The sequence below is a fragment of the Mesorhizobium sp. 1B3 genome (genome assembly GCF_050958605.1).
Lineage (GTDB): Bacteria > Pseudomonadota > Alphaproteobacteria > Rhizobiales > Rhizobiaceae.
The window spans coordinates 244,171-270,981 of the sequence record NZ_JBJHDO010000003.1 but is presented as its reverse complement, the minus strand read 5'-3'; the positions used below and the strand labels follow the sequence as shown (position 1 = coordinate 270,981).

Here is a 26,811-nt window from a genome sequence, read left to right as displayed (position 1 = left end):
TTGGACCTCACCGACTATAGCATGGGGAAGTGCGTATTGAACGCACATCACCGTGACATTGGCGCAGCGCCTCCCGACGCAATTAAGAGGTGCTTTTGAGACGGGACCTCAGGAGCGTAATGCCGGTACGCAAGGGAACGGACCGATCCCAAATATTGCTCCCGCTCTCGCCAGATGGCCGGGAGAGGAAGCAGCGCGATAGCCGCAAGCGCGACGCCGGTCTTCGAGAGCTGCGAGAGCTCCGGAGTACGCTGATCGAGATAATAGACGGCGTAGACTATTGCGACATGCCAGACATAGACGTGCAGCGAGTGTCGCCCGAGGCACTGCAGGAAGCGTAAGGTGAGCAGCCAGACAACCGCGTTTGCCATCCTCCGCACGGCCGCGTTGCGATGACGTGGGCCTGCGATTATGAGCCAACTCAGCCCATAGGCGACGGCGGCGAAATTCATGAGATACACCGGGCCGAAATCGGCGCGGATCTCCATGGTCGTGAATTCTTCGATCACGTAGTCGGGCAGGAGGCCCCAAGCCGTCGCGATGCGCAGCGGCAGGAAGAAGAGGCAGAGAGCCAAGGCAGCCTTCACCATGGTGGTGCGTTCAGGAGAGAAAACGCGCGACCAGTCGATCTTGTCCTGTGCCCACAGGGTTCCGACGACGAGGGCGGATACGAAGACGATCTGCCATCCCATCATGTTGAAGCTAACCCTGACGCCCTGATTGTCGGTGCTGGTGAGGACGTCGTTGAGGGGCACCGTCCCAAGGCGGTGCAGGCCAAGTTGCGCGGCCATCCAGACGAGAAGCGAGCCGACAAGCACTCGCTCCCACTTGCCTTTGAGGCAAAGCCAAATCAGCGGTGGGGCAACAAGCATGTAGACGGTGTACTGCGGCAGGATGTCCATGAAAGTAGGCTGGAATACGAATGTCGCGACTGCGATCAACCGCTTCGGATCGCTGAAGCTGGTATCTCCCAGCCAGTTCCACCACGCCTCACGACTGCCTGGCAGCACCATGCGCACCAGAAGCACAACGATGATCATACCCATCGCATAGCGATAGAGCTCGAACGCGCGCGCATAGACTTTGCTGAATCCCTCGGCGCGCCCATGCTTGAGCATCTTGCGAGCGTAGATCAGCCCGATCAGCAGCCCCGACAGAAAGACGAAGCCTTGAGCGTCCTCGACAAAGGCGAATTGTCTATGATTGACCTCCAGCAGCCAGAAGCCGCCAGTGAACACCAAATGGTTGATGAGCATGAACACGAGAAAATAGCCTCGCATTCCGTCGACTATGTCTAAGCGCTTCAACTGCCAGTTTCATCCTCTGTCATCGACCTATTGGACCGATCGTTCATCACCGAATGGGGAGGAAAATAGGGGCGGATACTTGCCGAGACACGTCACAAAAGGTTGCATCCGGTAAGGGTAGGAAACCATCAGCTGCGGTTCACAAGCCGAGCGGACACACATCGATGATGCGGCTGACGTCCGAGACGTCAGAAGGACATGAGGCAGAGGGCCGAACTAGGCTGCCGCGTTGAGGGCTTCAAATCTGACCAGACCGAGATGCTCTATGAGCGGCTCTGCTCGCCGGGGCTCTCCGATTGCCGCCTTCATGTCCAGGCGGTAACAATAAAGTGCGCCCCTGGCGGGAAATCGCGATCGACGATTTCCCGTGCGATGCCCGGTGATTCCATGCGCCAAGCATTGAACAAGAAGTCTGTGGCCGTCCTGGCGGCGGATGCCGTCGGTTATAGCCATGCCATGGGAACCGATGAGGCGCTCGCTCTGCGTGCGCTCGCCAACAGCCGTCAGCTCATCGACGCCCTGATAGATTCGCATGCCGGACGTATCTTCAACACGGCCGGAGACAGCGTGCTGGCCGAATTCCGCAGTCCTCCTGAAGCGGTAAGATGCGCATTTGCCATTCAATCGGCCTTGCGCGGCAGGGAGGGCGATGGGCCGTGCTTCGTCTTTCGGATCGGGATTTCCGCGGGCGAGGCTATCGTAGAAGGCGCCGATCTTCTTGGTGGGACCGTGAACCTGGCTGCTAGGCTCGAGGCGATTGCGCCGGCCGGCGGCATCTGCATTTCCCAGGCCGTTTACGATGCCACGGCTCATGAAAGCGCTGAGAACTGGGAGGATCTCGGTCTGCGCCATCTGAAGCATCTCATCGAGCCCGTGCGTGTATTTCGCTTCGTCCCGTCCGGCGTAAGCCCTCTGCCGATTATAGCCGAAGCCCGGAAGCCGGTGGTCATGGTGTTGCCTTTCGCCAATCGAGGAGGACTGGTGGAAGATACCTATCTGAGCGAGGGCGTAACGGAGGACGTTATCGCAGGCCTGTCCCGTTTTGGCAGCTTGGCGGTTCTCGGCATGACCTCCTCCAATACCTACCGAGAGCATGCCGCCGACAGGCTCCGCCTCGCCGAGGAAATGGGCGTGGAATATGTCATTCAGGGTAGTGTGAGCCGTTCCGGAGAAACCGTCCGGCTCTGGGTGCAGCTCGTGGCCGTACGATCCGCACTGACCTTGTGGGCGGAGCGCTACGAGCGGATCATCGATGATCTTTTTGCGGTGCAGGACGAGATCGCCGAAACAGTGGTTTCCGCCCTTGCTGGACATTTGGAAAGTGATGCCCGCGCATCTGCAACCCGCAAGCGGACCGAGAACATGGAGGCCTACGATTTTCTGCTACGAGGAATCCACCTGGCTCGCGCACTCGACCCGTATTCGGCATCGGCGGCGCTCGCGGCGTTCGAAAAGGCGTTGGCGCTTGACCCTGAATACGCGCTTGCCCTTGCCTGGTCTGCGCTGATGAAACTGCGTCTATGGGCCTGGGAACCGGACGCCCACGACAGCGAGGAAATGTTGGCTCCCGCCCGAAAGGCGCTAGCCATCGACCCTTCAGAGAGTTGGTGTCATCTCGTCTTCGGCCAGATCATGATGTATCTCGGACAACTGGCGGAGGCCGAACAGCACCATCAACGCGCTTACGAATTGAACCCGTTCGATGCGCATGTCATGGCGCTGCGCGCACCGCTTTCTGTCTATCTGGGTAAGCCGGCCGAGGGGGAGCGCTGGGCAAGTCGGGCCATGCAGCTCAACCCGCTCCACCCCGATTGGTACGTCACCAACCTTGGCCTCGCGCTCTACTGTCTGGGGGAGTACGAACAAGCGACCAAAGTCTACCTAAAGGTTGCGGAGCCGCAGGTCGGTGTCTTGGCCGGTTTGGCCGCAAGCTATGCACAGCTGGGCAATGCTGCCGGCGCAAGGGCAACGAAAGAGCGTCTTCTTGCACTGGCGCCTGGTTTTTCGACGGAACGCCTGCTTGGCACGAGGCCGTTCCTCCACGCACATGATCGGTCGCACCTGCGTGACGGTTTGGAGAGGGCAGGATTGCCGTCCTAGAGGGCTCCGTCTCCCTTCCGGCGCGCAAAGGGCACATCATCTCTAGACTTCATGCATTGCGCACTCGGAAAAAGGACACCGATTTCGGGCCGATTCCGTGAGGGCTCCAACGGCGCTCAGAATACGGCGAGGTATCTGAGCAGCGATACTATGCCGATGATGACGACGATCACCTGAGCGATTTGCTTGGTGCGGCCGTCCAATGGCAGGCGATTCACGAGCCAGAGCACCAAGACGACCACGAGGAATGTGATCAGGATGCCAATCAGCATGCTTGTGGCCATAGTCCTCTCTCTTCCCAAGAAGGCGAAACGTCTGCTTCAACGTGCGGTTTAGGTGGAAGGTTCCAAGCCCGATTCAGGAGGGCTTCTCGACAGCGCCGCCGCTATCGGCCCAGTCCTTGAAGGCGCCGAGGTTGAAGACCTTGTCATAACCCAGGTCTTTCAGCGTCTTGCCGCTGAGGGCGGAGCGTCCGCCCGAGGCGCAATAAAGGATGACGGTCCGGTCCTTGCCGAAGGACTTGTCATGATATGGCGACTCGGGATCGGCGCGAAACTCGAGCATGCCCCGTGGCACATGCAGTGCGCCCTTGACCTTTCCGCTTGCCTGGATCTCCGGCGTGTCCCGAACATCGACGATCAGTGCATTCTGTTCCGCCACCAGCCTCCGCGCTTCATCGGGTGTCACCTTGGGCACAGCCGCGTTCGCCGCAGCCATCAGCTCCTTCACGTTCGTCGCCATGTCGCGCCTCCAGGATGCCCCCAGGCACAACATAGCGCGCGCGGCAGCCGGGGGAACCTTGGCCATTAGCGTTAAGAGAAGATCGATCGAGCTCCGGAGCCCGAGGCGCCTGTTGCCCGGGTCTCAGGATTGTCGTTCCGTCAGCCCGACCGATCCAGCCCTATCCGTGCCGCGCGCAGGCGCACAACCTCGTCGATCGGCCAGGAGCCGTAATCTATCGAGAGTGGTGGATCAAATATGCTCTCCGCGCATTTTGATCTCGCCAGGGTCAGACGAGGAGATGACAATGCGAACCACCATCATAGCAGGCACGATGCTTCTCGCCCTTGCTGGGTGCACACAGACGCAGCAGGGTGCGGTGATCGGAGGCGTTGGCGGCGCGGCCGTCGGCTCCGCGGTGGCGGGATCGGGAAGTCGCACTGAAGGGGCGTTGGTTGGCGCAGCCGTCGGTACGGTTGCAGGCGCCCTCATCGGACGCGCGAGCGAGCGGGATACTTGCTACTACCGCGACAATTACGGGCGCCGATACGTGGCTCGTTGTCCGCGCGGGTATTATTGATACCACCAGCGCTCACGCGGTGCCGAGCAGGCCGACTTCGCCGGTGAGGCTGCGCAGGGACAGCCAAGCGCTCGTCTGATCGTCGGGCATTGGGAACGCTACGCCGTAACCTTGGACGCCAGGGCAGCCGAGCTCGAGCAGGCAGGAAAGCTCTTGCTCCGTTTCGGCTCCCTCCGCGACGATCGAAATGCCGAGCTCGCGCGCAAGGTCGATGATCGCCTTCACGATCTTCGCGTTGTCGGGGTTAGCGTGAATATCCCTGACAAACCGCCTGTCGATCTTGAGCCGGTCGACCTTGTCGGCGCCGACATGTGCCAGGCATGCATAGCCGGTGCCGAAGTCGTCCAGTTCCAGACGGACACCCGCATCGTGCAGATGCTTCAGCGTCGGTGTGATGCCGCTTGTTTTATCGTCCAACATCACCGATTCGACGATCTCCAGCGCGACCAGCTCGACGGGCAGCGCCTCACGCTCGAGTAAATTCACGAAGTGCGAGGCGAAATCCGGCTCGCACAATTCTTCGGCCGACGCGTTGAGAGATAGGCGGCCGAACTCCAGGCCGGCCTGATGCCAGGCGGCGGCTGTCTTGATAGCTTTCGCAAAAACGATGCGGCCGATGGCCGGCATCAGGCCGGACTTAACAGCCACGGGCAGGAAAACGGCGGGCGCGACGCTTTTGCCCTCGAGGTCCCAGCGTATGAGCGCCTCGACGCCGATGACCTTGCCGGTCCGTAGCGCTATTTGCGGCTGGAAATACACCGAGAAGGCATTTGTCTCGATTGCATCCCGAAGCCTGGTTTCGAGCCTTGTGTCTTCCTCCAGGCGCTCGCGCAGCGCCGCGGCGAACAGGCGATAGGTACCGCGTCCTTCCGCCTTGGCGCGGTAGAGGGCGAGATCGGCATTGACGATCAGTTCCCGCGGGCTCGTGGTGTTGTCGGGGAAGAAGGCGACGCCGACGCTGGCGCTTGGCCGAAGTGACGTGTCTCGGAAGCTGAAAGGCTCCTTGAGCCTCTCGGTGATGCGAGAGACGACCTCGATCGCATTGGAAGCGCTCCCCACATCGTTGAGGATGACGACGAACTCGTCGCCGCCGAGGCGTACGCATACATCGGACTCGCGTACGGTGCCTTGCAGCCGCCGGGCCGTTTCGAGCAGAATGGCGTCGCCCGCGCCATGCCCCAGCGTATCGTTGATCGTCTTGAAGTGGTCGAGGTCGAGATGGACCATCGCCACCATCTCTTCCTTGCGCCTCGCCGCGGCCAGAGCGGTGTCCAGATAGTCATTGAAGAATGCGCGGTTGTAGAGTCCCGTCAACGCGTCGTGATTGGCGGCTAATGCCATCTGGTCGCGTGCCTTGACGAGTTCCGAAGTGCAGACAGCGAGTTTGCGCGTCAATGGCCGGAAAATCAACGCAGCTTCACCGAGCAGCAGAAGCAGGGTCACCGCAAAGACCGTCAGGTGGATCTTCTCCATCGCCGCTTCATCTGCGGACGCTTCCGCCGAGAAGAGCATGGTCAGGTTGTGGTATCCACGGCGTGCCCTTTCAGCGACGTGAAGCTTTAGGGCGGTGAACTGGTCGACGGCCTTCGCCGGCATGGCGTCGCTGATCCCTTCGGGCAGTGCCGCCAGGAATGCCTCGACCGTGCGGGCAAGCAACATGGTCGACGCATCGATGTGATTTGGCCCGTTTTCGAACAGGCCAATCGCCGCGTCCGAAAGCTCGAGCCCAGAAACGGGGAAATCCCCTTCCGGAGATCCGTTACGTAACAGCGCGTGGGTTGCGAGGAAGTCGTTCAGGGCAGCCTTCAGGCCGGCTCTTGCCTGTATCCGCGTCCATTGCATGTCCGCCGTGTAGGCCTCGGTGGCGGACAGTAGGATCCGTTGCGACAGCATCTGCTGTCTGGTGCCAAGCTCGATCAACGCACCCTTCTGCACGTTGGCCGAAATGACTGAACTCAGAAGGAAGAAGCTGGCAGTGGCGAGTGCGGCAATGAGGACCAATGCGATCGCGTAGGATGCCTTGCTCTTGCGCAGCAGACTATCGGCCAACGCGTCGCCTCCGGCGCCGGTTGCCTGGCTATTCATTGGTGTCCTCCCAAGCACAAGCATCCCCGGACCCAACAATAGCGGCGAATACTGAATGGCCTGTAAATGCTCCAATGAATTGCCTCGAGACATATACGGTCGTTACTGCTTGCTTGCTTGAGTGGATAAAGAATTGCTCAGCGTGGTTTCCGTTGCGCTGGGACGGCGCCCCGACGAACGAACGTCTCCTGCATTCGGTTCGTGAACCTGGCCTCCGTCCAGTCTGTTGCCCGGATGTCACGCGCTTGTGAGAGGGGAGGCTGGAGGCGCCCGCCGATTCGTCTGGCCCGTCCGCAAGAGCAGGGGCGAGGACCCGAAGGATGTCGCGGCTCCCGCATCGAAGCAGCCGGGCTCCCGCTACGAAGGACGCGGTCGGCTCGGAGCAAGACGGCCGGGATCGGACGCTTTTTGGAGCGATAAACCCAAATCCGCCGCTATCTGGACCACAGTTTCGCCACTGTTGGGCTTGCGCCGTCTGATGCGCTGCGCTAACCCTCGCCGCGTTGCAACATGGGGCGATCAGGGGTGATGAAACGCCACGTTTCATTCGCCTGCCTGGTGCTATAGAAATCGTCTGTCCGAAGCCAAACGAAAGTCAGCCAATGAACGGACTCCTGAGTACCTATCTGCCGGTCGTCATCTTTATCGGCGTAGCGCTCGTGGTCGGTATCGCCTTGATCGTGGCGCCGTTCCTGGTGGCCTATCGCAGCCCCGACCCCGAAAAGCTCTCGGCATATGAGTGCGGCTTCAACGCCTTCGACGACGCCCGCATGAAGTTCGACATCCGCTTCTACCTGGTGTCGATCCTCTTCATCATCTTCGATCTCGAAGTGGCGTTCCTGTTCCCCTGGGCGGTCTCATTCGGCGAGATCGGTATGCTCGGCTTCTGGTCCATGATGGTCTTTCTGGGGGTCCTCACCATCGGCTTCATCTACGAATGGAAAAAGGGAGCGCTGGAATGGGATTGAACGACGGCTCTTCCACGCTTATCGCCCCGAAGCCAAAGGGCGTCATCGATCCGAACACGGGCAAGCCCGTGGGCGCGAATGACCCCTTCTTCAGCGATGTCAATAACGAGCTTTCCGACAAGGGCTTCCTTGTCACTTCGTCCGAGGCTCTGATCACCTGGGCGCGCACCGGTTCGCTCATGTATATGACCTTTGGTCTTGCCTGCTGCGCGGTCGAGATGATCCACAGCGCCATGCCGCGCTACGACAGTGAGCGCTTCGGCATCGCACCGCGCGCCTCCCCGCGCCAGTCGGACGTGATGATCGTCGCGGGCACGCTTACCAACAAGATGGCGCCGGCCTTGCGCAAGGTCTATGACCAGATGCCCGAGCCGCGCTACGTCATCTCGATGGGGTCGTGCGCCAATGGCGGCGGCTACTATCATTATTCCTATTCGGTGGTTCGCGGCTGCGACCGCATCGTGCCGGTCGATATCTATGTGCCGGGCTGCCCGCCCTCGGCCGAAGCGCTGCTCTACGGAATTCTTCTTCTGCAGAAGAAGATCCGGCGGACCGGAACGATCGAACGGTAGGGCAGGGGTGCGATCATGAGCGAAGCCCTCAGGGATTTTTCAAGCTACGTCAGGGAGCGGCTCGGAGCGAAGGTGCAGGACGCGGCGATCGCGTTCGGCGAACTGGCGCTGCAAGTCGAGCCCGGCGACATCATCGACGTGCTCACTTTTCTTAAGAACGATGTGCAGTGTCAGTTCGTTTCGATCATCGACATCTGCGGCGCCGACTATCCGATGCGCGAGAAGCGCTTCGATGTGGTCTATCACCTCTTGTCGCCGCGCCAGAACCTGCGCGTCCGCGTCAAGGTTCAGGCTGACGAGGAGACGTTGATTCCATCGGCGACACCGATCTATCCGGGAGCGGACTGGTACGAGCGCGAGACCTACGACCTCTACGGTGTTCTCTTCGCCGGGCATCCGGACCTGCGCCGCATTCTCACCGATTACGGCTTCGAGGGGCACCCGCTGCGCAAGGACTTCCCGCTCACGGGCTTCTTCGAGGTGCGCTATGACGACGAGGTCAAGCGCGTCGTCTACGAGCCTGTGGAGCTCAAGCAGGAATTCCGCACCTTCGATTTCCTCTCGCCCTGGGAAGGCACGGACTACGTGCTGCCGGGCGACGAAAAGGCGAAACAGTAGCGGGCGAAGAAGCGAGGTCGCCACGTTGGAGAGACTGGCGATCCGGGATGCCCCAGGGATTGGCACGGAAAAGATGACCGAGCACAACGTCCGTAACTTCCACATCAATTTTGGCCCGCAGCACCCTGCGGCGCACGGCGTGCTTCGTCTTGTTCTGGAGCTGGACGGCGAAGTGGTCGAACGCGTGGATCCGCATATCGGGCTCCTGCATCGCGGCACCGAAAAGCTGATGGAGCACAAGACCTATCTGCAGGCCGTGCCCTATCTCGATCGGCTCGATTACTGCGCGCCGATGAACCAGGAGCACGCCTTCGCGCTGGCGGTCGAGCGGTTGCTCGGCATCGAGGTGCCGAAGCGCGGCCAACTGATCCGAGTGCTCTACTCCGAGATTGGCCGCATCATGAGCCACATTCTCAACGTGACGACGCAAGCCATGGATGTTGGCGCGCTCACGCCACCCCTTTGGGGCTTCGAGGAGCGCGAGAAGCTCATGGTGTTCTACGAGCGCGCGTCCGGCTCGCGCATGCACGCCGCCTATTTCCGTCCCGGCGGGGTTCACCAAGACCTGCCGCAGAAGCTGATCGAGGACATCGGCAAGTGGATCGACCCGTTCCTGAAGGCGCTCGACGATCTTGACGATCTGCTCACCCCAAACCGCATTTTCAAGCAGCGCAATGTCGATATCGGCGTCGTGTCGCTCGACGACGCCTGGGCGTGGGGATTCTCCGGCGTGATGGTGCGCGGCTCAGGCGCGGCATGGGATCTTCGCAAGTCGCAGCCCTACGAATGCTATCCGGAGCTCGAGTTCGATATTCCGATCGGCAAGAATGGCGACTGCTTCGATCGCTACCTCATCCGCATGGAAGAGATGCGGCAGTCGGCACGCATCATGCGGCAATGCGTCGAGCTTCTGCTGGGTAAGGAAAAGACCGGCCCCGTTTCCAACCTGGACGGCAAGGTGGTGCCGCCGAAGCGGGACGCCATGAAGCGCTCGATGGAGGCGCTGATCCATCATTTCAAGCTTTACACCGAAGGCTACCGGGTTCCGGCGGGCGAGGTCTACGCAGCCGTCGAGGCGCCGAAGGGCGAGTTCGGCGTGTTCCTCGTCTCGGACGGAACCAACAAGCCGTACCGCTGCAAGCTGCGCGCCCCGGGTTTCGCCCATCTTCAGGCGATGGACTTCCTGTGTCGCGGCCACATGCTGGCCGACATCTCGGCCGTGCTCGGTTCCCTCGATATCGTTTTTGGTGAGGTCGACCGCTAAAATGTCCGTTCGCCGTCTCGCAGAGCCAGCCGTCCAGCCAGCCACCTTCGCCTTCGACGAGGCGTTTTCGGCGCAGGTGAAGACCTGGATCAAGAAATATCCCGAGGGTCGCGAACAGTCGGCCGTCATCCCGTTGCTGATGCTTGCCCAGGAGCAAGAGGGCTGGGTGACCAAGGCCGCGATAGAGCACGTCGCCGACATGCTCGGCATGCCCTACATCCGCGTCCTCGAAGTTGCGACCTTCTATACGCAGTTCCAGCTCAAGCCCGTCGGCACGCGCGCCCATGTTCAGGTTTGTGGCACGACGCCCTGCATGCTGCGCGGCTCCGAGGCGCTGATGGATGTCTGCCGCAGCAAGATCCATCACGACCAGTTCCACACCAATGCCGACGGCACGCTTTCCTGGGAGGAGGTCGAGTGCCTCGGCGCCTGCGTGAACGCGCCGATGGTGATGATCTTCAAGGACACCTATGAAGACCTGACGCCGGAACGCCTGGCTGAGATCATCGACGAGTTCGAGGCCGGCAGGGGGGATTCCGTATCTACCGGGCCACAGAACGGGCGATTCCTGTCGGCGCCGCTGTCCGGCTTGACGTCGCTCAGCGACGAGAAGGCAGTCCTCAAGACGACGCGCGCGAAGGAGGCCAAGGCAGCGCCTGCGGGCGCCGCCGTGGCGAATGCGGAAGGGCCGGTCGCTCCGTCCAAGCCGGCGAAGCCGAAGACTGACGCGCTCGAAACGAATCCGGCCGTGAAATCGCCGTCGCCAGCCAAGGTGGCCCCTGCTGCGGAGAAAGCCGCGAGCGTGCGAGCGCCGCGCTATTCCGCGAACGGTGCGAACAAAGCCTCGGAAGCGGTTGAAAAGGTTTCCAAACAACGCAAAGGGCCACTACAGAAGGCGGAACCCGCCGCGGCGTACAAGGCGCCCGAACGGTTGACCGGCCAGCCCATTGGCGCCGATGCGAAGAAGCCTGCCAAGCCGGCGCTCGACGACAAGAACCGCCCGGCCGGCATCGAGAAGCCTACGGTGGTCGACGATCTCAAGCTGATCTCGGGCGTTGGTTCGAAAATCGAGGAAACGCTGCATTCACTCGGCATATTTACCTTCGCGCAAGTCGCTTCGTGGAAGAAGGCCGAGCGCGCCTGGGTCGACTCCTACTTGAATTTCAAGGGCCGGATCGAGCGCGACGACTGGGTGAAGCAGGCCAAGGCGCTGGCCAAGGGCGGCGTTGCCGAATACATCCGCGTCTTCGGCAAGAAACCGGTCTGAGGGACGACACATGCTTCAGGACAAGGACCGCATTTTCAACAACATATACGGCCGTTTCGACAAGTCGCTCGCGGGCGCCATGTCGCGCGGCCATTGGGACGGCACGGCCGGCCTCCTCGCCAAGGGCCGTGACTGGATCATCAACGAGATGAAGGCTTCCGGCCTGCGCGGGCGCGGGGGTGCCGGCTTCCCGACCGGCTTGAAGTGGTCGTTCATGCCCAAGCAGAGCGATGGACGTCCGTCCTATCTCGTGGTCAACGCCGACGAATCCGAACCCGGCACCTGCAAGGATCGCGACATCCTCCGCAACGACCCGCACACGCTGGTCGAAGGCTGTCTCATCGCGGGCTACGCCATGGGCGCGGTCGCGGCGTATATTTATGTGCGCGGCGAGTTCATCCGCGAGCGCGAGGCGCTGCAGCGCGCCATCGACGAAGCCTACGCCGCTAGGCTCATCGGCAAGGGCAACAAGAATGGCTACGATTTCGACATCTACGTCCATCATGGCGCCGGCGCGTATATTTGCGGCGAAGAGACCGCGCTGCTCGAAAGCCTTGAGGGCAAGAAGGGCCAGCCGCGCCTCAAGCCGCCTTTCCCGGCGAATGTGGGACTCTATGGTTGCCCGACCACGGTCAACAATGTCGAGTCCATTGCGGTCGCGCCGACCATCCTGCGGCGCGGTGCGGCTTGGTTTTCGTCCTTCGGCCGGCCCAACAACGCCGGCACCAAGCTGTTCTGCGTCTCCGGCCACGTGAACAACCCGTGCACCGTGGAAGAGGCGATGTCGATTCCCTTCCGCGAGCTGATCGACAAGCATTGCGGTGGCGTTCGTGGCGGCTGGGACAACCTGCTGGCGGTCATTCCGGGCGGCTCTTCCGTGCCCCTGGTGCCGGCCGAGCAGATCAAGGACGCGCCGATGGATTTCGACGCGCTGCGCGACCTGAAGTCGGGTCTCGGCACGGCGGCGGTCATCGTCATGGACAAATCGACTGATGTCGTGAAAGCGATCGCGCGGCTGAGCTATTTCTACAAGCACGAGAGCTGCGGGCAGTGCACGCCATGTCGCGAAGGCACCGGCTGGATGTGGCGGGTCATGGAGAGGCTGGTGCGGGGCGAGGCCCAGAAGCGCGAAATCGACATGCTGCTCGACGTCACGAAGCAGGTCGAGGGTCACACGATCTGCGCGCTGGGCGACGCCGCCGCCTGGCCGATCCAGGGTCTGATGCGCCATTTCCGCCATGAGGTCGAGCGGCGGATCGACGAGTTCTCCAGAAACGCCCATCGCGCCGAGCCGGTGCTCGTGGCGGCGGAGTAGACGGATAACAAAACAGGAAGGTCGTTAGAGGAAACGAGCAGGACAGGGCGAACGGAAACCGGCCAGGAGAAAGGCCAATGTCGTTATTTTCCATGCCCGACCACTTGATGCCCGACGTGAAGCAACTGGAACGAATGAACAGGAACATCCACGCATTGCTGCCCGAGGAGCTGGCCAGCGCCGTCAATATGATGGCGCATCCGGCCGCCGGCTTGGCTGCTGCCTCCGCGCTAGGCTTCGGTCTTGCGGGGCATGCGTTCGGCGTCTGGATGGGCGCCGTCGCCGGGGCGGCGGAGGTCTCGCAGCGCATGTTCGAGCAGTTCGAGGACGAGGCAGCGCCTAAGACGACGAAGTCCGGAGCGCCGGAGCCCGACCTTGCCCGTGCAGGGGCCGTGATGGAGGCAGCGAAGCCGGTTCTGGTGACCGCAGCTGGCTCTGACGCGACGCCCGGAGGGTTGAGGCAGCCCAAAGCGGCCGAACGGCCGGGACAGCCTGATGACCTTAGGAAGATTTCCGGTATCGGGCCGAAACTGGAAATGGTGCTCAACGGGCTTGGCATCTGGACTTACGCGCAGATCGCAGCTTGGACGCCAGCCGAGGTCGCTTGGATCGACGACTATCTGTCGTTCAAGGGACGCGTCGGCCGTGACGGCTGGATAAAGCAGGCGAAAGCGCTGGCCGGAACAGAGACGAAGCACTGAAGGGACGAGCCGGGCATTCGCCCGGTTGAATATGCGGATCACCGCAGGGATTTGAAGCGATATGGCGAAGCTGAAGGTCGACGGCAAAGAGATCGAAGTACCCGACCACTACACGCTCCTGCAGGCGGCGGAAGAGGCGGGCGCGGAAGTGCCCCGTTTCTGCTTCCACGAGCGGCTGTCGATCGCCGGCAACTGCCGCATGTGTCTGGTCGAGGTGAAGGGTGGACCGCCCAAGCCCCAGGCGAGCTGTGCCATGGGCGTCAAGGATCTCCGCCCCGGGCCCAACGGCGAGCCGCCGGAAGTCTTCACCAACACGCCTATGGTCAAGAAGGCCCGCGAGGGGGTGATGGAGTTCCTGCTTATCAACCATCCTCTGGATTGTCCGATCTGCGACCAGGGCGGCGAGTGCGATCTGCAGGATCAGGCGATGGCTTTCGGTGTCGACGCGTCGCGCTACCACGAGAACAAGCGCGCGGTGGAAGACAAGTATATCGGGCCGTTGGTCAAGACGATCATGACGCGCTGCATCCATTGCACGCGCTGCGTCCGCTTCACTACAGAGGTCGCCGGCATCTCGGAACTCGGCCTGATCGGCCGTGGCGAGGATGCGGAGATCACCACCTATCTCGAACAGGCGATGACTTCCGAACTGCAGGGCAATGTGATCGACCTCTGCCCGGTCGGCGCGTTGACTTCCAGGCCCTATGCCTTCCAAGCTCGCCCTTGGGAACTGACCAAGACGGAATCGATCGATGTGATGGATGCCGTCGGCTCGGCCATCCGCGTCGACACGCGCGGCCGTGAGGTGATGCGCATCCTGCCGCGCAACAACGACGCGGTGAACGAGGAATGGATTTCCGACAAGACCCGCTTCATCTGGGATGGCCTGCGCACGCAGCGCCTCGACCGGCCCTATGTTCGTAAGGAGGGGCGGCTCACCCCCGCAAGCTGGCCCGAGGCCTTCGCGGCCATCAAGGAAGCCGTGGCCCGCACAAGCGGCGACCGCATCGGCGCGATCGCAGGCGATCTGTCGGCCGTCGAGGAGATGTACGCGCTGAAGCTGCTGATGGCTTCGCTGGGCTCCCCCAATGTCGATTGCCGTCAGGACGGCGCCGCGCTCGATCCGTCGCTCGGCCGTGCGTCCTACATTTTCAACCCGACCATCGAAGGCATCGAGCACGCCGATGCCGTCGTCATCATCGGTTCCAATCCGCGCTTCGAAGCCTCGGTTCTCAACGCGCGCATCCGCAAGCGCTGGCGTATGGGCAACCTTCCGGTCGGCATGGTCGGTGACGCAGGCGATACGCGCTACGACTATGAACTTCTGGGCGCCGGCCCCGAGACGCTGAAGGATCTTGCAAACGGCAAAGGCAGCTTCTTCGAGGTGCTGAAGAACGCCGAGCGGCCACTGATCATCGTGGGGCAGGGTGCTCTTGCTCGTACGGACGGTCGCGCGGTTCTGGGCCTTGCCGCCAAGCTCGCCGGGGCTGTCGGCGCGGTCACTGAGGAATGGAACGGCTTCGCGGTGCTGCACAATGCGGCCGGCCGTGTCGGCGGCCTCGACATCGGCTTCGTGCCGGCCGAAGGCGGCAAGGATGTGGCTGGCATGATGGGCGCTCTGGACGTGCTCTTCCTGCTCGGGGCCGACGAACTCGACATGACCGCCATCGGCAATGCCTTCACTGTCTATATCGGTACGCATGGCGATGCCGGCGCCCATCGGGCCGACGTAATCCTGCCGGCTTCCGCCTACACGGAAAAATCGGGCACCTACGTCAATACCGAGGGCCGCGTCCAGGCGGCCAATCGTGCCGGCTTCGCACCGGGCGACGCACGCGAGGACTGGGCTATTCTGAGGGCTCTGTCGGATGTGCTCGGCCATCGGTTGCCCTTCGATTCGCTGGCGCAGCTTCGCGCCAGGCTTTATGCCGACTATCCGCATCTGGCGGCCATCGACCAAGTCGCACCGGCAGCAGTTGACGGCGTGGCCAAGGCCGCGGCGCTCGTCGGGCCGACGGACAAGGCTCCGTTCGTACCGGCGGTCAAGGACTTCTATCTCACCAATCCGATCGCCAGGGCATCGGCGGTCATGGCCGAATGCTCCGCTCTCGCCAAGGGCGGCTTCAAGCAGGCGGCCGAATAGGGACGATCATGGACAGCTTTTTCTCGATATACGTCCTTCCGGCACTGATCATCCTCCTGAAATCGGTGGTGCTGATCGTCGTCCTGCTGATCCTCGTGGCGTATCTGCTTTATGCCGATCGCAAGATCTGGGCTGCCGTTCAATTGCGTCGCGGGCCGAACGTTGTCGGGCCCTGGGGCCTCTTGCAGGCCTTCGCCGACCTCTTGAAGTTCGTCTTCAAGGAGCCGGTCATCCCGTCCGGCGCCAACAAGGGCGTCTTCCTTCTTGCCCCGCTGGTCTCGGCGGTGCTCGCCATCTCTGCCTGGGCAGTCATCCCGGTCAGCGAGGGCTGGGCCATCGCCAATATCAATGTCGGTATCCTCTTCGTTTTCGCCATCTCTTCGCTCGAGGTCTACGGCGTGATCATGGGCGGCTGGGCGTCGAACTCGAAATACCCATTCCTCGGAGCGCTTCGTTCGGCGGCTCAGATGGTGTCCTACGAAGTCTCGATCGGCTTCGTCATCGTCACGGTGCTGCTGTGCGTGGGCTCGTTGAACCTCTCGGACATCGTGCTGTCGCAGCAGGACGGTCTGGGCACGCGGCTCGGCCTGCCGAACACGCTGCTGGACTGGCACTGGCTGGGCCTCTTCCCGATGTTCGTGATCTTCTTCATTTCGGCGCTCGCCGAGACGAACCGCCCGCCCTTCGACCTTGTCGAAGCCGAATCGGAACTCGTCGCCGGGCATATGATCGAATATTCGTCGACGCCCTTCCTGTTGTTCTTCCTCGGCGAATACGTTGCGATCGTGTTGATGTGCGCGTTGACGACGATCCTGTTCCTCGGCGGATGGCTGCCGCCCTTCGATTTCGCGCCCTTCACCTGGGTTCCCGGCGTGATCTGGTTCGTTCTGAAGGTCTGCCTGGTGTTCTTCATGTTCGCCATGGTGAAGGCGTTCGTGCCGCGCTATCGCTACGACCAGTTGATGCGCCTTGGCTGGAAGGTGTTCCTGCCGATCTCGCTCGCCATGGTCGTGATCACCGCCGCGTTCCTCAAGCTGACGGGGATGGCGTGATGTCGGTCGCGCTCGTCGGAGCGTTGCTCGGGCTGTTGCTTGCTGCTGTCGACTTCGTGTTGCTGCGGCTACTGGCCTCGCGCGTCGAACTCGACGAGACGAAACGTGTTTTGAATGTTACGGGCCTCAGCCAGTTCGTGCTGTTGCCGATCGTGGGCTACCTGGTAGCCCCGCTGTTCAGCGGAGAATGACAATGTCGGCGCTTGCTCAAGCCGCCAAATCGCTGCTTCTGAAGGACTTCGTCGGGGCCTTTTTCCTGTCGATGCGCCAGTTTTTCGCACCCAAGGGCACGCTCAACTATCCGCATGAGAAGGGACAGGTGAGCCCTCGTTTCCGCGGCGAGCATGCGTTGCGGCGTTATCCCAACGGGGAGGAACGCTGCATTGCCTGCAAGCTCTGCGAAGCGATCTGCCCGGCACAGGCGATCACCATCGAAGCCGGCCCGCGCCGCAACGACGGTACCCGCCGTACGGTGCGCTACGACATCGACATGGTGAAGTGCATCTATTGCGGTTTCTGCCAGGAAGCTTGCCCGGTGGACGCGATCGTGGAAGGACCGAACTTCGAGTTCTCGACGGAGACGCGCGAGGAACTCTACTACGACAAGGAAAAGCTACTGGCGAATGGCGACCGGTGGGAGCGCGAGATCGCGCACAACATCGCACTGGACTCGCCTTACCGGTGACATCCGGCAGGACGGCCGGTCGGCGCCGGCCGACCGGAGGAAGACCCGACCTTCGTTACGGGCAGGGTCATTCTCCAGAAATTTGAATTGCGCAGGTTTCTTCTAACGGGCCTTTGAACCCGGTGGGAACATGCGCTAGGTACACGCGGCATTGTCCGCCGGAGGCGGCGGCAGGCCAGGCACAAAGGGCAGGGCGCGTAGGCGTCCCTGCTTGAAGGAAACCCGGGGGAACCCCATGCTCAACGGCCTCGAAGCGGTCTTCTTTTACCTCTTCGCTTTCATCGCGGTCGCGGCGGCCTTCATGGTCATTTCCGCGCGCAACCCGGTTCACTCGGTGCTTTACCTGATCCTGACCTTCTTTAACGCGGCCGCCTTGTTCCTCCTCACCGGCGCGGAGTTCCTGGCGTTGATCCTGCTGGTCGTTTATGTCGGCGCCGTGGCGGTGCTCTTCCTTTTCGTCGTGATGATGCTCGACGTCGATTTCGCCGAGCTCAAGGAAGGCGCCCTGCAATACGCGCCGATCGGCGCCTTCATAGGCCTGATTCTCGCGGCCGAACTGATCGTCGTCACCGGCGGCTATGCGCTTGCTCCGCAACTCGCCTCCAGCGTAGCCCAGCCGACGCCGGATATAGCGACACGTCACAACACGGCCGCGCTCGGCGACATCCTCTATACGGATTACATCTACTTCTTCCAGATCGCGGGGCTCGTCCTGCTGGTCGCCATGATCGGCGCGATCGTGTTGACGCTCCGCCACAAGCCTGGCGTCAAGCGCCAGAGCATCCCCGCGCAGGTGGCGCGCACGCCGGCCACGGCGATCGAGGTCAAGAAAGTCGAAACGGGTAAGGGAATCTGACGATGACCGTCGGTATCGGACATTATCTCACTCTTTCGGCGGTCCTGTTTACGCTGGGCGTGTTCGGCATCTTCCTGAACCGGAAGAACGTCATCATTATCCTGATGTCGGTCGAGCTTATCCTGCTCGCGGTGAATATAAACTTCGTGGCCTTTTCTGCCGCGCTTGGCGATCTCGTCGGTCAGGTCTTCGCGCTCTTCGTGTTGACCGTCGCCGCCGCCGAAGCCGCGATCGGCCTTGCCATTCTCGTCGTCTTCTTCCGCAATCGCGGTTCGATCGCCGTCGAAGACGTCAACATGATGAAGGGTTGACGGAAACCAAAATGTACCAGGCCATCGTCTTCCTTCCGCTGCTCGGTTTCCTGATCGCCGGCTTGTTCGGCCGGTCGATCGGAGCAAAGGCGAGCGAATACATAACATCCGGCTTCCTTGTGATCTCGGCAGTGCTGTCCTGGGTCGCTTTCTTCAGCGTTGCCTTCGGCGACGGCGAGGTCTTCACAGTGCCGGTGTTGCGCTTCATCGAGGCCGGCGGGCTTCAGGCCGATTGGGCGCTCCGCATCGACACGCTGACCGTCGTCATGCTGGTTGTGGTCAACACCGTGTCGGCGCTGGTGCACATCTACTCGATCGGCTACATGCATCACGATCCGCACCGGCCACGTTTCTTCGCCTACCTCTCGCTGTTCACCTTCGCCATGCTGATGCTGGTGACCTCGGACAACCTCGTGCAGATGTTCTTCGGCTGGGAGGGCGTCGGTCTCGCTTCCTATCTGCTGATCGGCTTCTGGTACAAGAAGCCCTCGGCCAACGCCGCGGCGATCAAGGCTTTCGTCGTCAACCGCGTCGGCGACTTCGGCTTCCTCCTGGGGCTGTTCGGGGTCTACATCCTTTTCAACTCGGTCGAGCTCGGCACGGTCTTCGCCAATGCGGCTTCCTTCTTGCCTGCCGAAGGCGCGGCCGAGACGGCCGAACCATACTGGACGTTCCTCAACTTCACGCTCGACAAGCAGGGCGCGCTGACGGTCGTCTGCCTCCTTCTCTTCATGGGCGCGATGGGTAAATCCGCCCAGGTCCCGCTCCATACCTGGCTGCCCGACGCGATGGAGGGGCCGACGCCCGTCTCGGCGCTGATCCATGCCGCGACCATGGTCACGGCCGGCGTCTTCATGCTGGCACGCCTGTCACCGCTGTTCGAGCTGACGCATACCGCCCTCACGGTCGTCACCTTCATCGGCGCGTTTACCGCGTTCTTCGCCGCCACCGTCGGTCTCGTCCAGAACGACATCAAGCGCGTGATCGCTTATTCGACGTGCTCGCAGCTCGGCTACATGTTCGTTGCGCTCGGCATGGGCTTTTATTCCGCGGCGATTTTCCACCTGTTCACGCACGCCTTCTTCAAGGCGCTGCTGTTCCTTGGCTCGGGCTCGGTGATCCATGCCGTCTCGGACGAACAGGATATGCGCAAGATGGGCGGCCTCAGGAGGCTCATCCCTGTCACCTATTGGATGATGATCATCGGCACGCTGGCGCTGACCGGCGTGGGTATTCCCGCGACGATCATCGGCACGGCCGGCTTCTTTTCCAAGGATGCGATCATCGAGGGCGCGTTCGTCGGACACAATGCGATGGCCGGTTTCGCCTTCACGCTGCTCGTGATCGCCGCTTGCTTCACCAGCTTCTATTCGTGGCGGCTGATTTTCATGACGTTCCACGGCCAGCCGCGCGCCAGCGCCGACGTGATGCACCATGTGCATGAATCGCCGCCGGTGATGCTGGTCCCGCTGGTTCTGCTCGCGATCGGCGCGTTGTTTGCTGGCGTCATCTTCCACGACTATTTCATCGGCGAGCACTATGCCGAGTTCTGGAAGGCTGCTCTGTTCACCCTGCCGGACAACCACATCCTCCATGATTTCCATGATGTGCCGCTCTGGGTGAAGCTTGCGCCTTTGGTGGCCATGCTGCTCGGTTTCGGAGTTGCCTACCAGTTCTACATCCGGTCCCCCGAGACGCCGCGCGAACTCGCTCGACAGCACCGCATCCTCTATGCGTTCCTGCTCAACAAATGGTACTTCGACGAGATCTACGACTTCCTGTTCGTCAGGCCGGCGAAGCGCCTCGGCACCTTCCTCTGGAAGAAGGGCGATGGTTGGCTGATCGACGGTTTCGGGCCGGATGGCGTGTCGGCGCGCGTCATCGATGTCACCAGCCGCGTCGTGCGCCTGCAGTCGGGCTACCTCTACCACTATGCTTTTGTGATGCTGATCGGGGTTGCAGCCCTCGTCACCTGGATGATGCTCGGGAGCAGCTTCTGAAATGACCGAATGGCCAATTCTATCGACGGTCACCTTCCTGCCGCTGGTAGGGGCATTCCTAATCCTGCTGATCAGGGATGAAGGAGACAGCGCGCGGCGCAACATCCGCAACGTCGCCCTGCTGACGACCGTCTTCACCTTCCTCCTCTCTCTGTTCATCTGGGTCGGCTTCGACAACGCGAACCCGGGCTTTCAGATGGTGGAGAAGGCAGCCTGGCTGGATTCCGGCATCTCCTATCACATGGGCGTCGACGGCATCTCGATGCTGTTCGTCATCTTGACGACGTTCCTCATGCCGCTCTGCATCCTGGCGAGCTGGCAGTCGATCGAGAAGCGGGTCAAGGAATACATGATCGCGTTTCTCGTCCTCGAGACGCTGATGATCGGCGTGTTCTGCGCGCTGGACATCGTGCTGTTCTACGTGTTCTTCGAGGGCGTGCTGATCCCGATGTTCATCATCATCGGTGTTTGGGGCGGAAAGCGGCGCGTCTATGCGAGCTTCAAGTTCTTCCTCTATACGCTGCTCGGCTCGGTGCTGATGCTGCTTGCCATCATGGCAATGTTCTGGACGGCCGGCACGACCGACATCCCGACGATGCTGACCTTCAACTTCCCGGTCGCCATGCAGACCTGGCTGTGGCTCGCCTTCTTCGCTTCCTTCGCGGTAAAGATGCCGATGTGGCCGGTGCATACATGGCTGCCGGACGCGCATGTCGAGGCGCCTACGGCCGGCTCCGTCATCCTGGCCGGCATCCTCCTGAAGCTCGGGGGCTACGGCTTCCTGCGTTTTTCGCTGCCGATGTTCCCGCTGGCCTCGGCCGATTTCGCGCCCTTTATCTTCGTGCTCTCCGTCGTGGCGATCGTCTACACCTCGCTGGTCGCGCTGATGCAGGAGGACATCAAGAAGCTTATCGCCTACTCGTCCGTGGCTCACATGGGCTACGTGACCATGGGTACCTTCGCGATGAACCAGGAAGGCATCCAGGGCGCCATCTTCCAGATGCTCTCACACGGCCTGGTCTCCGGCGCGCTCTTCCTTTGCGTCGGCGTCATCTACGATCGAATGCATACGCGCGAGATCGCGGCCTATGGCGGTCTGGTGAACAACATGCCGAAATATGCGGTGGTCTTTCTGGTGTTCACCATGGCGAATGTCGGCCTGCCCGGCACGAGCGGTTTCGTCGGCGAGTTCCTGACGCTGTTCGGCATCTATCAGGTCAATACCTGGGTGGCGCTCTTCGCTGCGACCGGGGTGATCCTGTCGGCGGCCTATGCGCTGTGGCTCTATCGCAAGGTGATCTTCGGTGTGCTGACCAAGGAGAGCCTGAAGGGACTGCTCGACCTTTCGCCGCGCGAGAAGGCGGTCATGTATCCGCTGGTCGCGCTGGTCATCTTCTTCGGCGTCTATCCGATGCCGGTGCTGGATGTGACCGCGGCGTCGGTAAAGGCGCTGGTCAACAACATCACTGTGTCGCTGGAAGCCGCGCAAACCGCGGCAGCGAACTGACGGGAACGGGTTATGACGCCGGAACTTTATACAAGCCTCTCCCTGGCGACGCCGGAACTCATCCTCGCCATCGGGGCGATGGTGCTGCTGATGGTCGGCGTCTATTCGGGCGAGCGTGCAAACACGGTCGTCAACGGACTTGCCGTCGCGATCATCATAGGCGCCGGCGCTTGGCTGATCTTCCTCGGTGGGGAAGGGCAGGCTTTCGGCCGCGCCTTCATCAGCGATCCGTTCGGCCGCTTCATGAAGGTCATAACGCTGCTCGGCTCGGTCGTCACCCTGATCATGTCGGTCGGCTTCGCCAAGGCCGAGAAGTTCGACAGGTTCGAATATCCAGTCCTCATCATGCTGGCCACGCTGGGCATGATGCTGATGATTTCGGCCAACGACATGCTCTCGCTCTATCTCGGGCTGGAGCTGCAGTCTCTGTCGCTTTACGTGGTGGCGGCGATCAACCGCGATAGCGTGCGCTCGACCGAGGCCGGCCTGAAATATTTCGTGCTCGGCGCGCTGTCTTCCGGCATGATGCTCTACGGCATCACGCTCGTCTACGGTTACACCGGCCATACCGGGTTTGAAGCGATCGCGACCGCGCTTGCCGGCGGGGAGCGCCAGCTCGGCCTGGTCTTTGGCCTGGTCTTCGTGCTTGCCGGCCTTGCCTTCAAGATCTCGGCCGTGCCGTTCCACATGTGGACGCCGGACGTCTATGAGGGTGCGCCGACGCCGGTGACGGCCTTTTTCGCCGCCGCTCCCAAAATGGCCGCGATGGCGCTGACGGTCCGCGTCACCGTAAGCGCTTTCGAGCCCATCGCGATCGACTGGCAGCAGATCATCGTCTTCATCTCGGTCGCTTCCATGCTGCTCGGCGCTTTTGCCGCGATCGGCCAGAGGAACATCAAGCGCCTGATGGCCTACTCCTCGATCAGCCACATGGGCTACGCGCTGGTCGGTCTCGCCGCCAACAGCGAAGCCGGCGTGCGCGGTGTGATCATCTACATGCTGATCTATATGGTCATGACGCTGGGTACCTTCGCCTTCATTCTGGCGATGCGGCGCAAGGACGGCAATGTCGAGCAGATCGAGGATCTCGCCGGCCTTTCGGCGACGAATCCCGCCATGGCCACGATCATGACGATCATGATGTTTTCGCTGGCCGGCATCCCCCCGCTCGCAGGCTTCTTTGCCAAGTGGTACGTGTTCCTGGCCGCAATCAATGCCGGCCTGGTCGGGCTTGCCATCATCGGCATGCTGGCTTCGGTGGTGGGCGCCTACTATTACTTGCGTATCATCAAGATCATGTGGTTCGATCAGCCGGTGGGCGGCTTCGCCCCTATGGCCGGCGAACTCAAGCTGGTGCTCGGCCTTTCCGGTGCCTTCATCCTGTTCTACGCGCTGATCGGCGGCCCGATCGTGCAAGTAGCCCAGGCTGCAGCGAGGACGTTCTTCTGACGATGGCCTTTTCGCTCGCTCCGACGGCGCAGCAGGACGGCTACCGCCTTGAGGCGCACGAGAGCGTCGGTTCCACAAATGCGCTGGCGCTGGATCGTGCACGGGAAGGCGACGCCGGCCGTCTCTGGATCGTTTCCAAGCGCCAGGAGAGCGGGCGTGGCCGGCGCGCCCGGCCATGGGCGACACTGGAAGGAAACCTCGCCGCGACCCTGTTGGTGGTCGAACGCTACGAGATACGACTGGCGGCAACATTGGGTTTTGTCGCTGGGTTGGCACTCGCCGATGCTTTGGACGCCGTCGTGCCGGGCAGAGCCGTCGCAGTGGGGCTGGATGGCGGCGGCGGGCGCGACGATCGGTTCGAGCTGAAATGGCCGAACGATGTGCTTGCTCATGGCGCGAAGCTGGCAGGCATCCTGCTGGAATCGACCATGCTGAGTGAAAGCCGATTTGGCTTGGCGATCGGTATCGGCGTCAATGTCGTGGCGCACCCTGAAGGCTTGCCTTATCCCGCGACGTCCCTCCAGGCACTGGGTGGCCAGTGCGATGCAGAAACATTGTTCCTGGCGCTTTCCGATGCCTGGAGCGAGAACTGCCGGCTGTGGGATGAGGGCAGGGGCCTTGGCAGCATCCGGGAACGCTGGCTCGCTCACGCCGCGGGGCTCGGAAGCGAGGTGGCGGTTCGGGTGGACGGCGAGGTTGTTCGGGGGGTATTCGAAACGATCGACGAGGATTGTCGCTTCGTGATCCGCGATCGAGAGGGCAGGGCAGTCACCATCACCGCCGGCGACGTCCATTTTGGCGCCGTCGCATCGGCAGGAACAGCATGAAGAATTCGGAGTTATCGACGCATGGCTACAGCGGACAGGGCTGAACTGGTTTTCGTCCCGCTTGGCGGTGTCGGAGAAATCGGCATGAACTTCGCGCTCTACGGCTACGGTCCGGAGCATGCGCGCGAGTGGATCATCATCGACTGCGGCGTGACGTTTCCCGACTCCGGATTGCCGGGCGTCGACCTGATCCTGCCCGACACGCGTTTCATCGAGGAGCGCCTCGACGAGCTCAAGGGCATAGTCATCACCCACGCCCATGAAGATCACTACGGGGCCTTGCTCGACCTGTGGCCTCGCCTCAAGGCGCCATGCTGGATGACGCCGTTCACCGCAGGATTGCTGGAAGCCAAGCGCCAGTCGGAGAGCAATGCGCCGAAGGTGCCGGTGACGATCTATCGTGCCGGCGAAACCTTTACAGTGGGTTCGTTCCAGATCGAAGCGATCGCGGTTACCCACTCCATTCCCGAGCCTGTCTCCTTGGCGATCACCACGCCGGCCGGCACGATCATCCACACCGGCGACTGGAAGATCGATCCCGCTCCCGAGATCGGACCGTTGACCAACGAGGCCCGCTTTCGCGCCTATGGCGATAAGGGAGTCCTCGCACTGGTCTGCGATTCCACGAATGCGGTCAGGGAGGGGGAGTCTCCGTCCGAACAAGCGGTCGGCCAAAGCCTCAAGAAGCTGATCGAAGACGCAAAAGGGCGCGTTGCCGTCACCACCTTCTCCTCGAATGTCGGGCGCATCCGTTCGGTCGCCGAGGCAGCGCGGGATGCCGGCCGCAAATGCCTGCTGCTCGGCCGCTCGCTGAAACGGGTCGTCAGTGTCGCCGAGGAACTCGGCTATATGGACGGATTGCCTGAATTCATAGCCGAAGAGGAATATGGGCTCGTCCCGCGTGACAGCCTCGTCGTTATCTGCACGGGCAGCCAGGGCGAACCGCTGGCCGCCTTGGCGAAGCTGTCCCGCGACGAGATGAAAACGGTCTCGCTGACGGCGGGCGACACGGTGATCTTCTCCTCGCGTACCATTCCGGGCAATGAGCGCGCGATTCTCGAAATCAAGAACCGGCTCTTCGATCTCGGCATGAAGATCATCGAGGACGGCGATGCCCTCGTCCATGTTTCCGGCCATCCACGCCGCGACGAGTTGCGCCTCATGTACAACTGGACGAGGCCGCGGATCGGCGTTCCGGTACATGGCGAGGCGGCGCATCTGGTGGCGCAGGGTTCGCTGATGGCCACTTCCGGGGTTCCCGAAGTGGCGCAGGTGCGCAATGGCGACATGCTGCGGCTATTCCCGGGCGGCGCAGAAATCATCGACCAGGTGCCCTTCGGGCGCGTCTACAAGGATGGCAAGCTGATCGGCGACGACGAGGCGATGGGCGTTCGCGGTCGTCGCAAGCTTTCCTTTGCCGGCCATGTCGCGGTCAATGTCGTGCTTGACGATCGATACGAGTTGGCCGGCGACCCGGATCTCGTGTCGATCGGCGTTGCCGCGATGGATGCCGGCGGTGAGCCGCTCGAGGATCTGATGATCGATGCGGCAATCGGCGCTGTGGACTCCATCCCTCGTCAGCGGCGAAAAGACCTGGATCTCGTGCGGGAGGCCGTCCGCCGTGCCGTCCGTGCGGCCGCCAACGAGGCCTGGGGAAAGAAGCCTCTGGTGACGGTGTTCGTCACGCAGTAGCCCATCGGCGTGGATGTCGCTCTGGATTCGGAAACGGCTCGACGAAAGATAGATAGATGCTCGGACGTTTGAACCATGTCGCCATTGCGGTACCCGATCTCGCTGCAGCGAGCGCGGTGTATCGCGACACGCTCGGCGCGTCCGTGACGGCGCCGCAGCCCTTGCCCGACCACGGCGTCACCGTGGTTTTCATCGATCTCGGCAATACCAAGGTGGAACTGCTCGAGCCACTCGGCGTGGATTCGCCGATTGCTGCCTTTCTTGCCAAGAACCCGGCGGGGGGCATGCATCATGTCTGCTATGAGGTGGACGACATCATCGTTGCCCGCGACCGGTTGAAGGCGACCGGCGCCCGCGTTCTTGGTGATGGCGAACCCAAGGCTGGCGCGCATGGCAAGCCCGTGCTTTTCCTGCACCCCAAGGACTTTCAAGGCACGCTTGTGGAACTGGAGCAGGCATGACCTGGGTTTCCGTCGCAGCGCTTTATTTCATCGTCTGGTGGCTGACGCTGTTCGCCATCCTCCCCTTCAGCTTGCGGACGCAGGATGATGAGCAGGAAGTCGTGCTGGGCACGGTTTCCAGCGCTCCGAAGGGGCCGCATATGCTTCGCGCGATGGTCCGCACGACGATCGTTTCGGCGATCGTTCTCGGAAGCTTCTACCTCGCGACGCGCGGGCTGGGTCTCTCCATCGACGACATTCCCCAGATCGTTCCGGAAATCCGCTGAAGCTCCTCTTCCCGCGTGAGGACGCCTCGCTGCAGCCATGGCGATGAGCGTAGAGCCGGCTCCTC

Annotated in this window: 26 protein-coding genes and 1 pseudogene; 23 read left to right on the top strand and 4 right to left on the bottom strand. The window is 61.8% G+C overall.

Annotation, left to right across the window (positions count from 1 at the left end):
- Positions 1 to 47: 47 nt before the first annotated feature.
- Entirely contained in the window at positions 48 to 1,307 is a 1,260-nt protein-coding gene (locus ACCO56_RS10295; protein ID WP_433640281.1) for an OpgC family protein, read from the bottom strand.
- Positions 1,308 to 1,505: 198 nt separating this feature from the next.
- On the opposite strand from ACCO56_RS10295, the pseudogene ACCO56_RS10290 reads away from it, so the two are divergent.
- Positions 1,506 to 2,057: pseudogene (locus tag ACCO56_RS10290) on the top strand (adenylate/guanylate cyclase domain-containing protein); the annotation flags it as partial.
- A gap of 231 nt (positions 2,058 to 2,288) precedes the next feature.
- The gene (locus ACCO56_RS10285; protein WP_433640910.1) at positions 2,289 to 3,407 is read left to right on the top strand and encodes a hypothetical protein; all 1,119 of its coding nucleotides are present in this window, start codon (positions 2,289 to 2,291) and stop codon (positions 3,405 to 3,407) included.
- 116 nt (positions 3,408 to 3,523) lie between these two features.
- Here the strand turns inward: ACCO56_RS10285 and ACCO56_RS10280 are convergent, their stop codons facing one another.
- Positions 3,524 to 3,691, bottom strand: a complete 168-nt coding sequence (locus ACCO56_RS10280; protein ID WP_433640279.1) for a Thivi_2564 family membrane protein — start codon at positions 3,689 to 3,691, stop codon at positions 3,524 to 3,526.
- A 73-nt stretch (positions 3,692 to 3,764) separates the two neighbouring features.
- On the bottom strand, positions 3,765 to 4,148 hold the full coding sequence (locus ACCO56_RS10275) for a rhodanese-like domain-containing protein (protein ID WP_433640276.1): 384 nt from the start codon (positions 4,146 to 4,148) through the stop codon (positions 3,765 to 3,767).
- Positions 4,149 to 4,434: 286 nt separating this feature from the next.
- Here ACCO56_RS10275 and ACCO56_RS10270 point away from each other — a divergent pair, with 286 nt between their 5' ends.
- Positions 4,435 to 4,707 (top strand): YMGG-like glycine zipper-containing protein, encoded by a 273-nt coding sequence (locus ACCO56_RS10270; RefSeq protein WP_433640274.1) that lies wholly within the window; start codon positions 4,435 to 4,437, stop codon positions 4,705 to 4,707.
- Between the two features lie 12 nt (positions 4,708 to 4,719).
- Here ACCO56_RS10270 and ACCO56_RS10265 read toward each other — a convergent pair whose 3' ends face one another.
- A complete protein-coding gene (locus ACCO56_RS10265; protein WP_433640272.1) occupies positions 4,720 to 6,792 on the bottom strand; it encodes a putative bifunctional diguanylate cyclase/phosphodiesterase in 2,073 nt (690 codons plus the stop codon).
- A gap of 602 nt (positions 6,793 to 7,394) precedes the next feature.
- Here ACCO56_RS10265 and ACCO56_RS10260 point away from each other — a divergent pair.
- The 20 genes from ACCO56_RS10260 (at position 7,395) to ACCO56_RS10165 (ending at position 26,746) form a co-directional block, all read left to right on the top strand.
- Positions 7,395 to 7,760, top strand: a complete 366-nt coding sequence (locus ACCO56_RS10260; protein WP_433640270.1) for an NADH-quinone oxidoreductase subunit A — start codon at positions 7,395 to 7,397, stop codon at positions 7,758 to 7,760.
- Entirely contained in the window at positions 7,751 to 8,332 is a 582-nt protein-coding gene (locus tag ACCO56_RS10255) for a NuoB/complex I 20 kDa subunit family protein (protein ID WP_433640269.1), read from the top strand. Before ACCO56_RS10260 ends, ACCO56_RS10255 begins: the two co-directional genes overlap by 10 nt.
- 15 nt (positions 8,333 to 8,347) lie before the next feature.
- On the top strand, positions 8,348 to 8,950 hold the full coding sequence (locus tag ACCO56_RS10250) for an NADH-quinone oxidoreductase subunit C (RefSeq protein WP_433640267.1): 603 nt from the start codon (positions 8,348 to 8,350) through the stop codon (positions 8,948 to 8,950).
- A gap of 73 nt (positions 8,951 to 9,023) precedes the next feature.
- Positions 9,024 to 10,214, top strand: coding sequence for an NADH-quinone oxidoreductase subunit D (locus ACCO56_RS10245; protein WP_433640265.1), 1,191 nt, complete (start codon positions 9,024 to 9,026; stop codon positions 10,212 to 10,214).
- Position 10,215: 1 nt separating this feature from the next.
- Positions 10,216 to 11,481, top strand: coding sequence for an NADH-quinone oxidoreductase subunit E (locus ACCO56_RS10240; protein WP_433640264.1), 1,266 nt, complete (start codon positions 10,216 to 10,218; stop codon positions 11,479 to 11,481).
- A 10-nt stretch (positions 11,482 to 11,491) separates the two neighbouring features.
- Positions 11,492 to 12,796 carry an NADH-quinone oxidoreductase subunit NuoF gene (nuoF, locus tag ACCO56_RS10235; RefSeq protein WP_433640263.1) on the top strand — a complete coding sequence of 435 codons (1,305 nt, stop codon included), beginning with the start codon at positions 11,492 to 11,494 and terminating at the stop codon, positions 12,794 to 12,796.
- A 77-nt stretch (positions 12,797 to 12,873) separates the two neighbouring features.
- The gene (locus ACCO56_RS10230; RefSeq protein WP_433640262.1) at positions 12,874 to 13,497 is read left to right on the top strand and encodes an NADH-ubiquinone dehydrogenase; all 624 of its coding nucleotides are present in this window, start codon (positions 12,874 to 12,876) and stop codon (positions 13,495 to 13,497) included.
- Positions 13,498 to 13,558: 61 nt separating this feature from the next.
- Positions 13,559 to 15,640, top strand: coding sequence for an NADH-quinone oxidoreductase subunit NuoG (gene nuoG / locus ACCO56_RS10225; RefSeq protein WP_433640260.1), 2,082 nt, complete (start codon positions 13,559 to 13,561; stop codon positions 15,638 to 15,640).
- Between the two features lie 8 nt (positions 15,641 to 15,648).
- Positions 15,649 to 16,692 (top strand): NADH-quinone oxidoreductase subunit NuoH, encoded by a 1,044-nt coding sequence (gene nuoH, locus ACCO56_RS10220; protein WP_433640258.1) that lies wholly within the window; start codon positions 15,649 to 15,651, stop codon positions 16,690 to 16,692.
- Positions 16,692 to 16,883 (top strand): hypothetical protein, encoded by a 192-nt coding sequence (locus ACCO56_RS10215; RefSeq protein WP_433640257.1) that lies wholly within the window; start codon positions 16,692 to 16,694, stop codon positions 16,881 to 16,883. Before nuoH ends, ACCO56_RS10215 begins: the two co-directional genes overlap by 1 nt.
- Before the next feature lie 2 nt (positions 16,884 to 16,885).
- Positions 16,886 to 17,377, top strand: a complete 492-nt coding sequence (gene nuoI / locus ACCO56_RS10210) for an NADH-quinone oxidoreductase subunit NuoI (protein ID WP_433640255.1) — start codon at positions 16,886 to 16,888, stop codon at positions 17,375 to 17,377.
- Positions 17,378 to 17,612: 235 nt separating this feature from the next.
- Complete coding sequence (locus tag ACCO56_RS10205; RefSeq protein WP_433640253.1) at positions 17,613 to 18,233, top strand: NADH-quinone oxidoreductase subunit J; 621 nt, start codon at positions 17,613 to 17,615, stop codon at positions 18,231 to 18,233.
- 2 nt (positions 18,234 to 18,235) lie between these two features.
- Positions 18,236 to 18,544, top strand: a complete 309-nt coding sequence (nuoK, locus tag ACCO56_RS10200; protein WP_433640251.1) for an NADH-quinone oxidoreductase subunit NuoK — start codon at positions 18,236 to 18,238, stop codon at positions 18,542 to 18,544.
- Positions 18,545 to 18,555: 11 nt separating this feature from the next.
- On the top strand, positions 18,556 to 20,544 hold the full coding sequence (gene nuoL / locus ACCO56_RS10195) for an NADH-quinone oxidoreductase subunit L (RefSeq protein WP_433640250.1): 1,989 nt from the start codon (positions 18,556 to 18,558) through the stop codon (positions 20,542 to 20,544).
- 1 nt (position 20,545) lies between these two features.
- A complete protein-coding gene (locus tag ACCO56_RS10190) occupies positions 20,546 to 22,051 on the top strand; it encodes an NADH-quinone oxidoreductase subunit M (protein WP_433640248.1) in 1,506 nt (501 codons plus the stop codon).
- Between the two features lie 12 nt (positions 22,052 to 22,063).
- Positions 22,064 to 23,500 (top strand): NADH-quinone oxidoreductase subunit NuoN, encoded by a 1,437-nt coding sequence (gene nuoN, locus ACCO56_RS10185; RefSeq protein ID WP_433640245.1) that lies wholly within the window; start codon positions 22,064 to 22,066, stop codon positions 23,498 to 23,500.
- A 2-nt stretch (positions 23,501 to 23,502) separates the two neighbouring features.
- Positions 23,503 to 24,327, top strand: coding sequence for a biotin--[acetyl-CoA-carboxylase] ligase (locus ACCO56_RS10180; protein WP_433640243.1), 825 nt, complete (start codon positions 23,503 to 23,505; stop codon positions 24,325 to 24,327).
- 21 nt (positions 24,328 to 24,348) lie between these two features.
- Positions 24,349 to 26,019: a ribonuclease J gene (locus ACCO56_RS10175; protein ID WP_433640241.1), complete on the top strand. Its 1,671-nt coding sequence runs from the start codon at positions 24,349 to 24,351 to the stop codon at positions 26,017 to 26,019.
- A 56-nt stretch (positions 26,020 to 26,075) separates the two neighbouring features.
- Positions 26,076 to 26,480, top strand: coding sequence for a methylmalonyl-CoA epimerase (gene mce, locus ACCO56_RS10170; RefSeq protein WP_433640239.1), 405 nt, complete (start codon positions 26,076 to 26,078; stop codon positions 26,478 to 26,480).
- The gene (locus ACCO56_RS10165; RefSeq protein ID WP_433640237.1) at positions 26,477 to 26,746 is read left to right on the top strand and encodes a DUF1467 family protein; all 270 of its coding nucleotides are present in this window, start codon (positions 26,477 to 26,479) and stop codon (positions 26,744 to 26,746) included. Before mce ends, ACCO56_RS10165 begins: the two co-directional genes overlap by 4 nt.
- Positions 26,747 to 26,811 lie beyond the last annotated feature (65 nt).

What these genes read in the sequence shown, in the direction of transcription:
- ACCO56_RS10205 (WP_433640253.1), top strand. Translation starts at nt 17,613, where the DNA reads ATGCTCAACGGCCTCGAAGCGGTCTTCTTTTACCTCTTCGCTTTCATC.
- nuoL (WP_433640250.1), top strand. Translation starts at nt 18,556, where the DNA reads ATGTACCAGGCCATCGTCTTCCTTCCGCTGCTCGGTTTCCTGATCGCC.
- ACCO56_RS10260 (WP_433640270.1), top strand. Translation starts at nt 7,395, where the DNA reads ATGAACGGACTCCTGAGTACCTATCTGCCGGTCGTCATCTTTATCGGC.
- ACCO56_RS10215 (WP_433640257.1), top strand. Translation starts at nt 16,692, where the DNA reads ATGTCGGTCGCGCTCGTCGGAGCGTTGCTCGGGCTGTTGCTTGCTGCT.
- ACCO56_RS10240 (WP_433640264.1), top strand. Translation starts at nt 10,216, where the DNA reads ATGTCCGTTCGCCGTCTCGCAGAGCCAGCCGTCCAGCCAGCCACCTTC.
- nuoF (WP_433640263.1), top strand. Translation starts at nt 11,492, where the DNA reads ATGCTTCAGGACAAGGACCGCATTTTCAACAACATATACGGCCGTTTC.
- nuoN (WP_433640245.1), top strand. Translation starts at nt 22,064, where the DNA reads ATGACGCCGGAACTTTATACAAGCCTCTCCCTGGCGACGCCGGAACTC.
- nuoG (WP_433640260.1), top strand. Translation starts at nt 13,559, where the DNA reads ATGGCGAAGCTGAAGGTCGACGGCAAAGAGATCGAAGTACCCGACCAC.
- ACCO56_RS10230 (WP_433640262.1), top strand. Translation starts at nt 12,874, where the DNA reads ATGTCGTTATTTTCCATGCCCGACCACTTGATGCCCGACGTGAAGCAA.
- ACCO56_RS10265 (WP_433640272.1), bottom strand. Translation starts at nt 6,792, where the DNA reads ATGAATAGCCAGGCAACCGGCGCCGGAGGCGACGCGTTGGCCGATAGT.
- ACCO56_RS10180 (WP_433640243.1), top strand. Translation starts at nt 23,503, where the DNA reads ATGGCCTTTTCGCTCGCTCCGACGGCGCAGCAGGACGGCTACCGCCTT.
- mce (WP_433640239.1), top strand. Translation starts at nt 26,076, where the DNA reads ATGCTCGGACGTTTGAACCATGTCGCCATTGCGGTACCCGATCTCGCT.
- ACCO56_RS10175 (WP_433640241.1), top strand. Translation starts at nt 24,349, where the DNA reads ATGGCTACAGCGGACAGGGCTGAACTGGTTTTCGTCCCGCTTGGCGGT.
- ACCO56_RS10165 (WP_433640237.1), top strand. Translation starts at nt 26,477, where the DNA reads ATGACCTGGGTTTCCGTCGCAGCGCTTTATTTCATCGTCTGGTGGCTG.
- ACCO56_RS10255 (WP_433640269.1), top strand. Translation starts at nt 7,751, where the DNA reads ATGGGATTGAACGACGGCTCTTCCACGCTTATCGCCCCGAAGCCAAAG.
- nuoH (WP_433640258.1), top strand. Translation starts at nt 15,649, where the DNA reads ATGGACAGCTTTTTCTCGATATACGTCCTTCCGGCACTGATCATCCTC.
- ACCO56_RS10280 (WP_433640279.1), bottom strand. Translation starts at nt 3,691, where the DNA reads ATGGCCACAAGCATGCTGATTGGCATCCTGATCACATTCCTCGTGGTC.
- ACCO56_RS10245 (WP_433640265.1), top strand. Translation starts at nt 9,024, where the DNA reads ATGACCGAGCACAACGTCCGTAACTTCCACATCAATTTTGGCCCGCAG.
- ACCO56_RS10270 (WP_433640274.1), top strand. Translation starts at nt 4,435, where the DNA reads ATGCGAACCACCATCATAGCAGGCACGATGCTTCTCGCCCTTGCTGGG.
- nuoK (WP_433640251.1), top strand. Translation starts at nt 18,236, where the DNA reads ATGACCGTCGGTATCGGACATTATCTCACTCTTTCGGCGGTCCTGTTT.
- nuoI (WP_433640255.1), top strand. Translation starts at nt 16,886, where the DNA reads ATGTCGGCGCTTGCTCAAGCCGCCAAATCGCTGCTTCTGAAGGACTTC.
- ACCO56_RS10275 (WP_433640276.1), bottom strand. Translation starts at nt 4,148, where the DNA reads ATGGCGACGAACGTGAAGGAGCTGATGGCTGCGGCGAACGCGGCTGTG.
- ACCO56_RS10250 (WP_433640267.1), top strand. Translation starts at nt 8,348, where the DNA reads ATGAGCGAAGCCCTCAGGGATTTTTCAAGCTACGTCAGGGAGCGGCTC.
- ACCO56_RS10190 (WP_433640248.1), top strand. Translation starts at nt 20,546, where the DNA reads ATGACCGAATGGCCAATTCTATCGACGGTCACCTTCCTGCCGCTGGTA.